Genomic DNA, 14,653 nt, shown 5'->3' on the forward strand with positions numbered 1-14,653 from the left:
TGTATAAGCGATTTTTTAGAATGATATAGATTGGTCTTCTGCAGTTTTATGGTAAAATTGGTTGAATATTTAGTTTTTAAGGAGGGTCAATGATGCAAGCACAACTAAATGGAAAATTAATAAATCAGCTTGCAATTTTTTTTAGTACAATCGTCATGCTTCAATTTGTAGCGGAGGTAATAGGACTTACGCAAAATTTAGATATTACATATAACTTAATACATACAGCAGCATCTTATATAACGTTTAGTTTAGCAGTTATTTTTACTTTAATTGGCGCAAGGAGAGAATTAAATAAATATGCAATTATTTCATTATGTTTAGTTGTAGGTATTAAAGCGATTTATTTTGTAGGGGTCGTTATTTTATGGGGATTGGCTGGCACGCCATAAAAGGATAGTAAATAAACCTCTAATTTTCAAGATAGTAAGGAAATTAGAGGTTTATTATACTTGAAATGATTTTCTACACCGATCTCTTCTTTGCAATCTTCTTCTATATTTTTTTCTATCCCGCTTTACCCCTCGTATATACATAAGTAAGCTAACGAAAAGAAAGAAAGCACATTGCACCGTTAAAATGTACGGTGACATTCCATCCAATGGTTGTTTTGGATCATATAAATGAATTGGTGCTCCGCCTATTGTAGGGAAGACGGTATTTAGCAGGACGTAAGGGATGGAGGTAGCTGCAAATGGAAATAGAAGCGACATATAATCTTTTTGTGACCATGCAGATGCAGCAAGTCCTAAAAGAGCCATTAAACCTGCAAATAAAAAGTTAATTCCAATATATACAGTAATGTAAATAATGGGAGAAGCCTCATATAAGTTTGCAAACATCCCATTAACATTTATGATGCCTGAACCAGCCGGCGTTTCTCCGTCTGGAATGGTTAATTTGCAAAATAATAAAGATAAGATAAATGGAAGCGTATAAAGAAGTCCGCCGCAAAAGAATGTAACAATATATTTCGTTATTGAATAAGAAAATAAATTAATTCCTTTACTTACAAACTGTTTAAAGCCATCAGATTTATCCGAGTTGTAACTTGTACTAAAGGGAAGGCTCGCAATAATTGGCATTAATAATAAATAAACATCCATTTCATTGTCACGAAATCCAATCCATTTTATATCTGTTGATATAGGTCCGCTTGCAGCGTCCCCTAAATAACGAATGACATAATAATAATGATAAATACAAATAAGAACGAATCCACTAAACATAATAATTAAAGAAACACGATTACAAAAAGCTTGCTTTATATTTAAACGAAGTGCACGCATCATGACTGAAAAAGCCCCCACTGATTATTAGTCTTCACCAATCGGACTTTTATGGACAGCCCGATCCCCACCTAAATTCTTTGCTTTCGCTGAATTTTGAGGTAGGGTCTTACTGCCCGTTAAAGTCGGATAAACTTGTCTATTTTCTATATTACTATTAAATGTAAAGATTTTCTTGTTTTTTTATTTGATTATTTAAAAAAAGAGAAATTTGTTGTTGGGAAGTAAGGTTTAGCTGTATATCTCAAGAACACCTTTTCCTTTTCTCTTTTCTTCTGATAAACTATGGACAGTATGATACAATTTGACTGGAATTTTTTATACTGGAAATAATAAAAAAGAGAACTTGTATAGAATGTAAGCGTGTGGTAATATCAAAGATGTACTAATTGACTATATTATCCAATTGGTCATTTTTGGAGGTGACGATGTGGCGATAGATCGAAAACGTTCTATTATTGAGGCTGCAACAAAGTCTTTTTCAGCATTCGGTTATAAAGCAACAACGATGGATCAAGTAGCGAAGTTAGCGAATGTAGGAAAAGGGACGATTTATACTTTTTTCAAAAATAAAGAAGAGCTATTTGGCGAGATTATTTCTAATTTAATTACAGAAATGAAGCAAGTTGCAGAAAATGCAATTCGTTCAGATGTTTCATTTTTTGAAAATGTACATAGAGCATTATATAGCATATTAGAATTCAGAAAAGAACATCAGCTCATGATTAAGTTAATTCAAGAAGAGCGCGATATGGGAACGAAAGAAGTACAAGAAGTGATGCAACAAGTAGATGTGGAAATCGTTTCTGTCATTCAATCCTATTTAAAGATTGCGATTGATAAAGGTGAAATTAGCAAATGTGATCCAGAAATTACAGCATTTATTATGCTTCGCTTATATGTATCGCTTATTTTTGATTGGGAAAAAAATCATGAACCGCTAGAAAAAGAGAAAATTGCAGAATTATTTGAATTTTATTTATTAAAAGGATTGTCAAACTAAGATAATCCTTTTATTATTATAAAAAAGTGACCGATTGAACAAGGTGGTCATATATTTAATTTAGGAGGGATAATAGAAATATTCACTTCATAGTAAGGAACAGTTGCATAGTATAAATTCGGGGATAAGGCATATGTATGAATCAGTATAGCCTTTTTGTTTGGGTAAAAATGACCAATTGAACAATATGGTCATTTTGAAAAGGGGGAGAAATGATGAAAGGAAATCAGTTACTTCGTAAAGAGTTCACACAAATTATAAAAAGTAAAAAAATATTAATTCCAATTATCGCGGTTCTATTCGTACCAATTTTATATGCAGGTATGTTTTTATGGGCCTTTTGGGATCCATATAAACAGTTAGATGATTTACCAGTTGCGGTAGTCAATTTAGATAAAGGTGCAGTATTTGACGGAAAACCAATTGAGGTCGGAAAAGGGCTTGTTGATAATTTAAAAGATAATACCAGTTTTAAATGGGAATTTGTAAGTGAAAAAGAAGCGAAAAAAGGAATGGAAGGCAGAAAGTATTACATGTTAGTACGCATTCCAGATGACTTCTCAAGTAACGCTACAACGTTATTAAAAGACGATCCGAAGCCATTAAACTTAGAATACATTCCAAACGAAAGCTTAAACTTCTTATCTTCCCAAATTGGCGGAACAGCCATTGAAAAAATTAAAGGTGAAGTAGCAAGTACGTTAACGAAAACATATGCAGAGAAAATGTTTGATTCCATTCAAGACGTCTCAAAAGGACTAGCAGATGGGGCGGAAGGTGCAAGTAAACTACATGACGGATCAAATGAGCTGCATGATGGTTCAAGTAAAGTGACGGATGGACTGCATACACTTCAAGGGAAGTCTGGGGAGATGAAGGATGGAGTTCAGAAATTAGCAGATGGATCTAATAAGTTACAAGATGGATCCGGAAAAGTGACAGCAGGTTTAAATACGTTAAATAGCAAAACGGGTGAGATGCAGGTAGGTATAGGGAAATTACAAGATGGATCTCAGAAAGTAACAGTAGGTTTGAATACGTTAAATAGCAAAACGGGTGAAATGCAGGTAGGTATAGAGAAATTACAAGATGGATCTCAGAAAGTAACAGCAGGTTTGAATACGTTAAATGGAAAAACGGATGAAATGAAAAAAGGAATTGACGAATTACGTGATGGATCTGAGCAAGTGACTGGTGGTTTGAACAAATTGGTAAGTAAATCTGGCGAATTAAAAGCAGGAACAACCGATCTATCAAATGGTATGGGAAAAGTTGTTGAGGGACAAAGTCAATTAGAGAAATGGTCTCAAGGGATTCAAAAGGGATTGCAGGAGTTAAATAGTAACGTACAAAACTCTATTGCAGGTTTAGAGGAAATGCAGTCAAAAGCTCCTTCTACATTAAATAAGGTAAATGAGAAAATAAATGAGGCTGGAGAAAAAGTAAATCAGTTAAATGAATTCACGCAATCAACAGCAGAGGATGCACAAACTGCAGCGCAAGATGTAGCAAATTTGCAAAAGCAAATCGAGAGTTTACCAAAAGAATATCAAGATCAGTTGCAACCCTTTATAACAAGTGCGGCAAAAAGTACAGCGACAGTGCAACAAAAAGCTGTTGGAGTTGCAGGTGGAACAAATAAATTAAATGCAGAAGTAAAACAATTAAAAGGTGAAATACAACAAACGACAAGTGGAGTACAAAGCGAATTACCAAATCCAAAACGGGTGAAAGCTTTAACGGAGGGTATTGAGAAACTAACGAATGAACAAGCGAAATTTGTTAGTACGTTTCAGGATTTTGGTGAAGGGTTAGGAGATACAAAAAGAGGTGCTGATAAATTAAAAGAGGGATCAGTTCAATTAATTGATGGCGCAACTCAATTACAAAGTGGATCTGGAAAAGTGACAATAGGATTAGGGAAATTATTTGTAGGAGCAAACCAAATGACAGGTGGTGTAACTCAATTAGTAGATGGCTCTGGTCAAGTGACAGGCGGTTTAGGCGAATTATCTACAGGAGCAAACCAAATGGCAGGTGGTGTAAATCAACTAGCAGATGGCTCAAGCCAAGTAACAGGCGGTTTAGGTACATTATCTGTAGGAGCGAACCAAATGGCAGGTGGTGTAAATCAACTAGCAGATGGCTCTGGTCAAGTAACAACTGGCATAGGTACGCTAAATGGTGGTCTAAATAAAATGTCAACCGGCTCAACCCAGCTAATCGACGGCGTTAATAAACTAGCAGACGGTTCCGGGAAAGTAACGGATGGCCTTGTAAAAGTAAACGACGGTTCAGGTGAACTTGCTGAGAAACTTGGCGAAGGGGCAGAGAAAACTGGTGAAGTAAAAGGAACGGATAAAACGTATGATATGTTTGCAAGTCCTGTAAAAGTGAAGACGGAGAAAATGGCGGAAGTTCCAAACTACGGAACTGGATTCACACCGTATTTCTTATCACTCGGTTTATTCGTTGGGGCATTACTATTATCTATCGTATATCCATTACGTGACACAGTTGGTGTTCCGAAATCAGGATTTAGTTGGTTTATTAGTAAGTTCGGCGTATTACTATCAGTCGGTATTATTCAAGCAGTAGTAGCTGATGTTATATTACTGTTTGGATTAGGTGTAGAAGTACAAAGTATTCCTTATTTCATACTCTTTAGCATTGTTACAAGTTTAGCGTTTATCGCATTAATTCAATGTTTAGTAACAGCATTCGGTGATGCAGGGCGTTTCATCGCCATCATCACATTAATTATTCAGCTTACAACAAGTGCTGGAACATTCCCACTAGAATTGATTCCGAAGTTTTTACAACCATTCAATGCATGGTTACCGATGACATACTCTGTATCAGGATTGAAAGCAGTCGTATCAAGTGGAGACTTTGACTTCATGTGGCAAAACGTAGGAGTACTCATGATTTTCATCGTTGTGTTATCACTTGGAACAATTGCATCATTAACGTGGATGCATAAACGACAGTTTAAAAATATTGCTGAAAATCAATCGGTTGAAGCATAGGAAAAAGCACCTTTTCGGTGCTTTTTTCTTTTAACTTATCGTTTCTATAGGTAGTCTACTATGTTAGTGTTACTTTTTGTTTTCGTTCTTTCATTCCATTTCTATTCTTTTTAATGCTAATTCAGCTGCTAATTTCCCGTTATGTTGGCCATGTTCTTTAACCCAATTTAGTTTTTCGCTAGCTGGCACGTATCTATGGAAACCTAGAATTTCAGCGGCTCTCTCTTGTACCCACATATCCGAATCGTCCAAGAGGGGAAGTATTTCATGTAATTGTGCGCGAGGAGTTAAAGCCATAATTGAAAATAAATATTGAGTTCTTTTAGCTTCATTTAATTCATCGTTTTTAAGAAGGTTTTTCAATTCATTAATGGTTTGTACATCTTGCTTTAGTTGCAGTTTATCCGTATTTTCTTTGGAACAAGGATAATATCTTGGAAGTTCATACCAATCGCTTTCAGGACTTTCTAATAGAGCTTTTATTAACGTTTGTACATGAGGATATACTGGAGATAAATCTATTTCCTCATGGTCTATAAAACAAACTTTTCCTGTTAGTGGCCCTAACATGTAAACACCTACATAATTGGAATTATCATCTGTCCATAATGGGAACACTTCTGAAATATTAACATCTTCATGTAGGTATAAATACACTTCCATGGCTTCTTCAAAGGATAATAAGCGTATTAAAAAGTCATTCTTGTGCTGCAAATAGATTGGATTTTTGAAAGCATTCATCATTTCTTGAGGTAATGATATGTTAAAAAAAGTTGCAATTTGATTAAATAAATTGTCCATTATGTATTCTCCATTCATTATATTTAAAACTAACTCGAAATTTGAACCTCTTCATAAATGGAAACGAATGTTTCGTGGGATTTTTTCGTCATCAACAATTTCGTATTCTATTTACTTATACTCCTATAAATTTTTTACTATACATTAATAATACAAAATTCCTTTGCAATAACACCAATGTTTTAGAAAATAGATTTTTTATTTTCTGTATTAATTCAGCTATTCCAGAGGCTCAATTAATTTGTCCTTGGAGCTCTTGCTTTTAATTTCTAATTGCAGTCTAAACGAAAGAAAAGGAATTACAACAATTTACAGAGAAAAATAGAATAGAGGAGTTGATATGATGAAAGGAAAGCTTACTTATTATTTTATCTTAAATCCGCTAATCATCTTTCTTGTTTACGCCCTTTCACCTATCTTGTTTCATAAAGAAAAATATATAAATATGAAAGATGCACTAGGAATACTTGTAGTTTACTATGTGCTTATTAGCGGGTATTACTTTATGGATGTTGTAAGTAAAAGAATGAAGAAAAACGGTAAAGAAAAATAAAGAGTTTTATTACATAAAAACCGATGGAGGATAACAACATGACCGAAAATGAAATCAAATTCAGAGATACAACTATTCGTAACTTTTTTGATAAAGAGGACCGCCTAAAATCAATTCCAGGTCAAAAGAAGAAAAAGTTAGTATTGTTAGAGTATTTAATTAGCAAGTTAAATGCGGAGAATCAGTATACGGAAAAAGAAATCAATGCATTCATCAAACAATATCATGACGATTTTTGTACGATTAGACGCGAGTTTATTGTGCAGGGGTTTATGGACAGAGAGGATAATATGTACCGTATAAATGGGAGAGAAATGTGGACGAAGTGGGAGGAGTTAAAATAAAAAGCTCTGTTATGGAAAACAGAGCTTTTTATTATTTATTCGGATGTAAAATTTTAAAATCGTAGGCGTAAATGGATTTACCACCTTTAACAGATGTAATAATTTGATCCATATCTTTAATTTTAGTAGTTTTAATTTTTTTACCGGTTGTTAGAGAGTATGTTTCTATAGAATATTTATGTTCTTGCTTTTCATTATAACGTAATACATATAATTGATCGTTTTCAAAATATGTTTGTTCATTATATCTAACGCCATCCGTTACATGGTAATCAATTTTGAATTTAGGATTGACTGCATTTGTTTCGGTATTAAAAGTTATGACCTCACCTAGTCCATTTATAAAAAATAATTCATTGTTATGTAGATAAGCGGAATTATTTTTTGTAAATGGTATGGAAGCTGTGGAATTCTCCTCGGAAGAAAGTAAAATTAAATCTTGTTTTAATGATTTTTTATCAATGCGTAATAAATATACTTTGCCTTTAATGGAGTTATCGTTCTCAATTAAAATCGTATAATAAAAATTTGAGTCACTTAAAATAGATGAGTAACTAGAATACGACATGTTTTTATTAAGATTAATTGTTGTAACATCTTCAAGGTGCATAGTTGAATCATTAAATAGTAATTTTTTTAAACTATGCTCATTTTTATCTATATCTTGAGTTAAGACTAAGACTTCATCTGTATTGACGCCAGAGCTAATAAGATAATGAGGAATATTTCCTTTATGAATCTGTTTTTGATTACCAAAAATTACATTCGAATCATAATTTCCAGTAGATGAGTTACTACCTGAATTGTAAATGTTAACAAATAAGCCTTGTTTTTTTAAATATATCCTTTGATCTCCTGTATGTTGGTATTTCATTTTAAAATTTTTAAAATCATCTCCAATAAATTTAATATTATCTTTACTTTCTAGTACGATTTCTTTTTTGTTATCAGATACACCTATTCCTCCGAGTTCTAAACCATTCATTTTATATCCATGTGCTTTTGCATTTTTATCGATGAATATCGCATAACTAATCCCGTTGCCATCCATATCTTGATCGGCAGTCGAAGAGAGATATATAACAGCTTGTTTATCTTTCAAAAAATCTTTTTTCTCAATATCTTCTTCAGATATTGAATTTACATTATTGTTTTTAAAGAAGAAAAAGTAGATGAGTGCTACAATTAAAATTATGCTTAGAATAAGAACAATTATTTTTTTCACTGTTATGAGCTCCTTTTATAAGAAGAAGTGCAACAAATATAGTTGTTGCACTTTTTCTTCAGTATTAAATATTACGAATTGTTGAGGTTTGTTTTGCGTCACGAACATCCCGTGGATATACACCAGCACCGCCATCTTTATCTAAATCTAGTCCGCCATGAAGTTGATAAGCAGACCAAATTAGTTTAGAACAGTTTTTAGCCCCATAATGTGTTGTACTTCTATTTGTAGCAAAATTATAAGAATATGAATCTTTACCTACACGATCTTTTGCCCACCATGCCGCATCATTTTTGTTTTGCCAAGATGTATTTACGGATTTTACTACCGCATCTCCTTTATCTACTTTACGGGATGTAGTACTAATTGTACGAACGCCATCACCTGGTACAGATTCTACAATTGTATTTGAACTATAATACATACCAACATGTCCATGATTTAAGTATGCAGTGTATGAACCGGTATAGAAGAAATCCCCCATATTGCTGTTCCCAACTGAAACTGTACCACCACTAGCTCCTAAAGTATTCATTTTTTTACTTGCTTCTTTTTTGCCTTGTTCTTCATCTGCTTTTAGCTCTTTATAAATCTGTTCAGAAACAGCTTCTTTTGTATTCCCAGTGTTGTTTGCTAATTCATTAATACTAGATATTAGCTCTTGTGTACTTACATCGGGCTGCATTTTTTTGATTTCATTTAAGTAAGGTAAATCATCACTTTTTGCCAGAGAAGCAGTAGGTACAATCACAGTAGAAGCTAGTAACCCCATTGTTAATGTTAATGCATGTAGCTTTTTCATAATCCATCCCCTTTGTGCAATTTATTTTTTCTGGGAATTTTACCTGTATTTTATTCAAATGGTAAAATTATCCTTAATGATAAGTGATAGTTTTATAGCTGTAAATCGTATTTTAGTAATTAATTGTTGAGAAAGTTTGGCTTGTAATAGGTTTGAAAAATAAGGTTATTATGTTTTTAAGTGTAGATAAATTATATGGAAATGTATAATACAGTTTGTGTGAATATTTGTCTAAGGAATAAAAGGAGGGAATGATTATGGCGGGCTTTATAAAAATTATTCTTTAGTCGTACCATTTGTTATAATACGTGATATTCGTAATTTGTTATATTCCCTACGTTTTTTTGTTGAGAAATAAAAATAGTACTTTATTTGAACTTTCACTTTCAGTAATGTATATAATTGTCTCAATTCAGTTTTTCAACGAGGGTTCTTACAAAGTAGTAGTTTACTTTGTATAGTTCCATTTTAATAGTCATGATTAAAAAGATGGCCAGGTAAATATCTGAGCCATCTTTAAAACATTTTATTCTTCCTCCCACTATATTGGTGGGAGGATTCCATTTTCCCTTTATGAGAAATTATGAAATTGCGTTCTCTAATCGCTCTTTCTGACGAAGATGATGTGCAAAATGCATAGAAATAAGTTGAAACCATTCTGCTGCATGTAAGTAACCAAGCCCAGGATGTTCGACTTTACAATCACTTGGGATAGAAGAAAGTGTTGGCTCAATGTCTTTAACAATTGTAATTAATTCTAGAAGCTGTTTCTGTATGTCTTCTTTATTAGAGGGATTTTCAGGTGTATATCCAGGATGATTTGGTACTTTGATTTGTATATCCGGGAAAGAACCAAGTTTATATACTTTTTCACCCATGTCCGTTTTCTTGTTAGTTGCTGATGGTGTTTCAGTTTTACATTTCGCAATTGCATCTAACTGCATATATGTAGAGGCAATTAAATGACTATACATTTGACCGAGGGACCATTCTTCGCTAGACGGCTTCGTCCTAAATTGTTCTATAGAGTATCTTTCTAATTCCTCTATGTAATACGTTGCTAATTCCTCAAATTTCTTCATATTGTTAACCCCTTTTTATAAAAATGTATTTGCTAATACCTAATATAAAGGATGGCTACTGACAACATTATGTCAGTAGTGAAATTAAAGTTTTAACATTTTTTTTGCTTCATCACGGATTTTCTCAGAAAGAATTTTTGGCTCAAGTACTTGCACTTGGCTCCCCCAGCTAAATACCCATTGAAATACTTCGTCTATGTTTCTTGATTTCAAAAAAACGTGAAAAATGTTATCTCTATGCTCGTATGAATCTATAAAAAAGTAGCGGGACTCAATAATCTTATGTGCAATATGAGATGGAAACAATAAATGAACCGTAACAGTCCGATTGCTTTCAGGTTTATAGTTTTGTAAAGAAAAATCTTTCGGCTTTGTAAAGAATTCTTGTTCTTGCTGTAATGTATCCATTCGATCTAAACGAAAATTGCGTATTTGTTTTCGAAGTAAACAGTGGGCAACGATGTACCAAATTCCTGAAATATTGACTAAGCCATAAGGATGAACGGTCCGCTTTATTTTTGTAGTTTCTCTCGGTTTCCGATAAGAAAAAGAGATAGCTTGTTCTTTTTGAATAGATTCTTGCAATAGAAGAAGTTGATTTTCTAGTTTTTCTTGTTCAGATTGCTGATGTGAAAATATAGGAGAAAGGAAACGAAAAGTTTCTCGTAATTCCTGGGCTTTCTTTTGTTGATCAGCAGGGAGAACAATTTCAAGTTTCTCTTTTGCTGATCGTGCATGTACAGAAAAAGAAGAAGTGAAAGTTTTCTCGATATAATCACCGCCTAGTAAAAGAGTAACAGCCTCTTCAGGCGTAAGCTGAATGGGGGGCAAGAAATAACCATCCATTAATGAATAACCGTGACCAGGCATTGAATAAATAGGAACACCCGATTCGTTAAGTGCATCCATATCTCGATAAATCGTTCTTATACTTGTCTCAAATTTTTCCGCTAAGCTTTGTGCTGTAACAGTTTGTCTTCTTTGTAATTCAATTAATATAGCTAATAAACGATCGGTCCGATTCATGAAATATCTCCTTTTATCTTTAATAAATATGCCTCCTGTAAACTTCTAAAAGTAATATAAAATCCCCTCCCATTAACATACTTTTCCCTATGTATAATATTAATATAGTAAAATCATAAGAAGCCGTATTGCAGTTTCCAATAATATACTATATAATCAATTTAAGAAAACGTTTTCATGCAAAGGGGGAGAATTTCGTGTCGACTATAGAGGACGTGGCGAAATTAGCGGGGTTATCAAGGACAACGGTTTCTAGGGTGATTAATAATCATCCATATGTTTCAGATGAGAAGAAAAAAAGGGTTCAATTAGCAATGAAGCATTTAGGCTTCGTTCCTAATTCTGCGGCGAGAAGGCTTCGTAAACAAAAAACGGAAACAATTGCGGTGCTAGTTCCAAGGATTACAAATCCTTTCTTCAGTAGATTTATTGAAGCAATCGAGATTGCTGCTTCTGAACATAAATATAAACTGATTATTTGTCAAACAAGATATTTACCGGAAAAAGAGATGGAGTATTTACAATTATTATCTACGAAACAAGTAGATGGGATTATTCTATGTTCACTAGAAAATCCGTGGGAAGATGTAGAGCCATACTTACAACACGGTCCAATCGTGTTATGTAATGAATATATTGAGGAAGCAAATATTCCAACAGTGAAGTTTGATCATGCGCAAGGAGCATACATAGCTGCTAAGCATGTGTTAGAACAAGGATATCGTAATCTTATTTTTTGCCGTGGTAACGAAACCAAAGTGGTTAGCCAACAGCGAAAAATGGGCTTTTTACGTGCAATAACGGAGAAGAGCCGCCAAGTAGAAGCGATTGATTTTCTTGAAAACGCTTTCTCTTGGGAAGATGGAAAACGAATATTCCATGAAGTATTAAAGGACAAAAAAAATCCTACCGCGATTTTGGCAGGAGGCGATGAGGTAGCAGCTGGAATTATTTCAGAGGCGAAACGCCATGACTGGACCATTCCAGATGATCTCGCTGTTATCGGTTTTGATAATCAAATTTTATCACAGATTACAGAGCCAGGTATTACGACAATTGAACAGCCAATCGATGAGATGGCCCGAAAAGTTGTCGACCTGATGATGGATAAAATCCATACGAAAAATTATCGAAAAAAAGAATTGTATGAGTTTGAACTGGAGCTCTTGGTGAAAGGTTCAACGATGAAGGATACGATGTTATTAGCCTAGTAGACTATGTCTGCTAGGTTTTTTTCTGTTCACAAACTACTATTCTTCGTGAACGCAGTCATCACATTTGTTATGGTATGCTTCGTGTTGCTCATCAATTTCTTTCCCACAGTGCGCACAAGTTTTCGTCGGTAAATTTCTGAAAAACTCCATTGGTTGATCGATCATGTCAATCCCTCCATTTCCATTTCTTACTATCATTGTATTAGTACAAAAAACAAAAGTCAACAACTGTTTTATAACAAAATTGAAAATTAATGAAAAAGTTTAGGAAATGGATTATAGTTAACAATGTAGAATGTAAGTGAAACATGCATTTCTACTCGGTTTTAGAAAGGATGGATACATATGAAAATGACTGTTGTCGGCTTTTGGGGCGGCTTTCCAGAAGCGGGAGAAGCAACGTCGGGGTATTTGTTTGAACACGATGGTTTTCGTTTACTTGTAGACTGTGGTAGTGGTGTATTAGCACAGCTTCAAAAATATATAACACCATCTGATATAGATGCAGTTGTACTTTCGCACTATCATCACGATCATGTTGCAGACATTGGGGTATTGCAATATGCGAGATTAATTACGAGTGCGACAAAGGGACAACTACCGGAACTACCAATATACGGTCATACGTTTGATGAGAGTGGATTCCATTCTTTAACGCATGAACCGCATACGAAAGGAATCGCGTACAATCCAGAAGAAACACTTCAAGTTGGACCGTTCTCGATCTCATTCTTAAAAACTGTTCATCCTGTTACATGCTTTGCGATGCGTATTACAGCAGGTAATGACGCTGTAGTATATAGCGCAGATTCCAGTTATATTCCTGAATTTATTCCATTCACAAAAGATGCTGATCTTTTCATTTGTGAGTGTAATATGTATGCACATCAAGAGGCTGCAAAAGCAGGGCATATGAATAGTACAGAAGTAGCAAGTATTGCGAAAGATGCGAATGTAAAAGAACTTTTATTAACGCACTTACCGCATACAGGCAATCCAGCTGATTTAGTAACAGAAGCAAAACAAATTTTCAGTGGCCATATTACGCTAGCGCATAGTGGCTACGTATGGAACTCATGAGGTGATACGATGTTATTTATTGATAATAAAGGGATTACAGATCCTAGAATAAACTTAGCGATTGAAGAATATTGTGTGAAGAATTTAGATATTAACGAAACATATTTACTTTTCTACATTAATGAACCTTCGATTATCATTGGTAAAAACCAAAACACAGTAGAAGAAATTAATGCAGATTACGTAAAAGAAAAAGGTATTCATGTCGTTCGTCGTCTATCAGGCGGAGGCGCAGTATATCATGATTTAGGAAACTTAAACTTCAGTTTTATTACGAAAGATGATGGAGACAGTTTCAGCAACTTCAAAAAATTCACAGAGCCTGTAACGAAAGCGCTTGGTAAATTAGGCGTAAATGCAGAACTAAGTGGTCGTAACGACATTTTAGCTGAAGGCAGAAAAATTTCAGGTAACGCGCAGTTCTCAACGAAAGGCCGTATGTTCAGTCACGGTACGTTACTATTTGACTCTGAAATCGATCACGTCGTATCAGCGTTAAAAGTAAAAATGGATAAAATTCAATCAAAAGGAATTAAATCAATTCGTAGCCGCGTTGCGAACATTACAGAGTTCCTAAACGAAGAAATGACGACAGAAGAGTTTAGACAACTTCTTCTAGAAACAATTTTCGAAGGAGAAACAGAAATTCCAACGTATGAATTAACAGAAGAGGATTGGAAAGAAATCCATAAACTTTCTGAAGAGCGCTACCGCAATTGGGACTGGAACTACGGAAAATCTCCGAAGTTCAACTTACAACATTCACACCGCTTCCCAGTTGGACAAGTTGACGTTCGTCTTGAAGTGAAAAAAGGAACAGTAACAGAATGTAAAATTTACGGTGACTTCTTCGGTTCACTAGATGTGCATGACATTGAAGAACGTCTAACAGGCGTACAATTTGATAAAGATGCATTCACTGCAGCTTTAGAAGGCGTAGATATCGCACGTTACTTTGGTAATATTACAACAGAAGATTTCTTACATTTGTTCTTCTAAAAATAAGGGAGGCTACCGTAACTGGCAGCCTCTTTCTTTTTGCGTAGATTGTCATGTTTTGTCGGTAAGTTGATATATTTAAAAAATCGCTGATATATTCCGGATTACGACCGATATATTTAGAAAATCGCTGATATATTTCGAGTTGCGCTGATATATCTGAAAAATCGCCGATATAATTTTATATACGATAAAATCACAGGACA

The 14,653-nt window shown here is 34.2% G+C and carries 15 protein-coding genes; 8 read left to right on the plus strand and 7 right to left on the minus strand.

Annotated features, from left to right (window positions below; all coding sequences use genetic code 11):
* Positions 1-92: 92 nt before the first annotated feature.
* Entirely contained in the window at positions 93-392 is a 300-nt protein-coding gene (locus tag ACTFR9_RS19700) for a hypothetical protein (protein ID WP_193635086.1), read from the plus strand.
* Positions 393-446: 54 nt separating this feature from the next.
* On the opposite strand, the gene ACTFR9_RS19705 is transcribed toward ACTFR9_RS19700, so the two are convergent.
* A complete protein-coding gene (locus ACTFR9_RS19705) occupies positions 447-1,292 on the minus strand; it encodes a membrane protein (RefSeq protein WP_000984154.1) in 846 nt (281 codons plus the stop codon).
* Between the two features lie 427 nt (positions 1,293-1,719).
* On the opposite strand from ACTFR9_RS19705, the gene ACTFR9_RS19710 reads away from it, so the two are divergent.
* Both ACTFR9_RS19710 and ACTFR9_RS19715 read left to right on the plus strand, forming a co-directional pair.
* Positions 1,720-2,292: a TetR/AcrR family transcriptional regulator gene (locus ACTFR9_RS19710; protein ID WP_000963374.1), complete on the plus strand. Its 573-nt coding sequence runs from the start codon at positions 1,720-1,722 to the stop codon at positions 2,290-2,292.
* A 215-nt stretch (positions 2,293-2,507) separates the two neighbouring features.
* On the plus strand, positions 2,508-5,321 hold the full coding sequence (locus ACTFR9_RS19715; RefSeq protein ID WP_193635087.1) for a YhgE/Pip family protein: 2,814 nt from the start codon (positions 2,508-2,510) through the stop codon (positions 5,319-5,321).
* A gap of 90 nt (positions 5,322-5,411) precedes the next feature.
* Here the strand turns inward: ACTFR9_RS19715 and ACTFR9_RS19720 are convergent, their stop codons facing one another.
* Entirely contained in the window at positions 5,412-6,122 is a 711-nt protein-coding gene (locus ACTFR9_RS19720) for a hypothetical protein (RefSeq protein WP_078417591.1), read from the minus strand.
* Between the two features lie 340 nt (positions 6,123-6,462).
* Here ACTFR9_RS19720 and ACTFR9_RS19725 point away from each other — a divergent pair, with 340 nt between their 5' ends.
* Both ACTFR9_RS19725 and ACTFR9_RS19730 read left to right on the plus strand, forming a co-directional pair.
* Positions 6,463-6,675, plus strand: a complete 213-nt coding sequence (locus ACTFR9_RS19725) for a hypothetical protein (protein WP_002163726.1) — start codon at positions 6,463-6,465, stop codon at positions 6,673-6,675.
* 38 nt (positions 6,676-6,713) lie between these two features.
* Positions 6,714-7,019 carry a DUF2087 domain-containing protein gene (locus tag ACTFR9_RS19730; RefSeq protein ID WP_000138195.1) on the plus strand — a complete coding sequence of 102 codons (306 nt, stop codon included), beginning with the start codon at positions 6,714-6,716 and terminating at the stop codon, positions 7,017-7,019.
* Between the two features lie 31 nt (positions 7,020-7,050).
* Here the strand turns inward: ACTFR9_RS19730 and ACTFR9_RS19735 are convergent, their stop codons facing one another.
* The 4 genes from ACTFR9_RS19735 to ACTFR9_RS19750 all read right to left on the minus strand — a co-directional run bounded on the left by ACTFR9_RS19735 (position 7,051) and on the right by ACTFR9_RS19750 (position 11,154).
* A complete protein-coding gene (locus tag ACTFR9_RS19735) occupies positions 7,051-8,244 on the minus strand; it encodes a hypothetical protein (protein ID WP_000721064.1) in 1,194 nt (397 codons plus the stop codon).
* A 64-nt stretch (positions 8,245-8,308) separates the two neighbouring features.
* Positions 8,309-9,046: a hypothetical protein gene (locus ACTFR9_RS19740; protein ID WP_000733102.1), complete on the minus strand. Its 738-nt coding sequence runs from the start codon at positions 9,044-9,046 to the stop codon at positions 8,309-8,311.
* Positions 9,047-9,627: 581 nt separating this feature from the next.
* Entirely contained in the window at positions 9,628-10,128 is a 501-nt protein-coding gene (locus tag ACTFR9_RS19745; protein ID WP_193635088.1) for a DinB family protein, read from the minus strand.
* An 84-nt stretch (positions 10,129-10,212) separates the two neighbouring features.
* On the minus strand, positions 10,213-11,154 hold the full coding sequence (locus ACTFR9_RS19750; protein ID WP_193635089.1) for a helix-turn-helix transcriptional regulator: 942 nt from the start codon (positions 11,152-11,154) through the stop codon (positions 10,213-10,215).
* Positions 11,155-11,351: 197 nt separating this feature from the next.
* On the opposite strand from ACTFR9_RS19750, the gene ACTFR9_RS19755 reads away from it, so the two are divergent.
* A complete protein-coding gene (locus ACTFR9_RS19755) occupies positions 11,352-12,365 on the plus strand; it encodes a LacI family DNA-binding transcriptional regulator (RefSeq protein WP_048557260.1) in 1,014 nt (337 codons plus the stop codon).
* A gap of 39 nt (positions 12,366-12,404) precedes the next feature.
* Here the strand turns inward: ACTFR9_RS19755 and yhfH are convergent, their stop codons facing one another.
* Positions 12,405-12,533 (minus strand): protein YhfH, encoded by a 129-nt coding sequence (gene yhfH / locus ACTFR9_RS19760; protein ID WP_000567010.1) that lies wholly within the window; start codon positions 12,531-12,533, stop codon positions 12,405-12,407.
* 180 nt (positions 12,534-12,713) lie between these two features.
* Between yhfH and ACTFR9_RS19765 the strand changes: the two genes are divergently transcribed.
* Positions 12,714-13,448: an MBL fold metallo-hydrolase gene (locus ACTFR9_RS19765; RefSeq protein ID WP_000784661.1), complete on the plus strand. Its 735-nt coding sequence runs from the start codon at positions 12,714-12,716 to the stop codon at positions 13,446-13,448.
* Between the two features lie 9 nt (positions 13,449-13,457).
* Complete coding sequence (locus ACTFR9_RS19770) at positions 13,458-14,447, plus strand: lipoate--protein ligase (RefSeq protein WP_000897258.1); 990 nt, start codon at positions 13,458-13,460, stop codon at positions 14,445-14,447.
* Positions 14,448-14,653: the final 206 nt, after the last annotated feature.

This window comes from Bacillus cereus group sp. MYBK222-1, assembly GCF_051916425.1.
GTDB lineage: Bacteria > Bacillota > Bacilli > Bacillales > Bacillaceae_G > Bacillus_A > Bacillus_A paranthracis.

What these genes read in the sequence shown, in the direction of transcription:
- ACTFR9_RS19705 (WP_000984154.1), bottom strand. Translation starts at nt 1,292, where the DNA reads ATGATGCGTGCACTTCGTTTAAATATAAAGCAAGCTTTTTGTAATCGT.
- ACTFR9_RS19725 (WP_002163726.1), top strand. Translation starts at nt 6,463, where the DNA reads ATGATGAAAGGAAAGCTTACTTATTATTTTATCTTAAATCCGCTAATC.
- ACTFR9_RS19750 (WP_193635089.1), bottom strand. Translation starts at nt 11,154, where the DNA reads ATGAATCGGACCGATCGTTTATTAGCTATATTAATTGAATTACAAAGA.
- ACTFR9_RS19765 (WP_000784661.1), top strand. Translation starts at nt 12,714, where the DNA reads ATGAAAATGACTGTTGTCGGCTTTTGGGGCGGCTTTCCAGAAGCGGGA.
- yhfH (WP_000567010.1), bottom strand. Translation starts at nt 12,533, where the DNA reads ATGATCGATCAACCAATGGAGTTTTTCAGAAATTTACCGACGAAAACT.
- ACTFR9_RS19715 (WP_193635087.1), top strand. Translation starts at nt 2,508, where the DNA reads ATGAAAGGAAATCAGTTACTTCGTAAAGAGTTCACACAAATTATAAAA.
- ACTFR9_RS19730 (WP_000138195.1), top strand. Translation starts at nt 6,714, where the DNA reads ATGACCGAAAATGAAATCAAATTCAGAGATACAACTATTCGTAACTTT.
- ACTFR9_RS19770 (WP_000897258.1), top strand. Translation starts at nt 13,458, where the DNA reads ATGTTATTTATTGATAATAAAGGGATTACAGATCCTAGAATAAACTTA.
- ACTFR9_RS19720 (WP_078417591.1), bottom strand. Translation starts at nt 6,122, where the DNA reads ATGGACAATTTATTTAATCAAATTGCAACTTTTTTTAACATATCATTA.
- ACTFR9_RS19745 (WP_193635088.1), bottom strand. Translation starts at nt 10,128, where the DNA reads ATGAAGAAATTTGAGGAATTAGCAACGTATTACATAGAGGAATTAGAA.
- ACTFR9_RS19700 (WP_193635086.1), top strand. Translation starts at nt 93, where the DNA reads ATGCAAGCACAACTAAATGGAAAATTAATAAATCAGCTTGCAATTTTT.
- ACTFR9_RS19740 (WP_000733102.1), bottom strand. Translation starts at nt 9,046, where the DNA reads ATGAAAAAGCTACATGCATTAACATTAACAATGGGGTTACTAGCTTCT.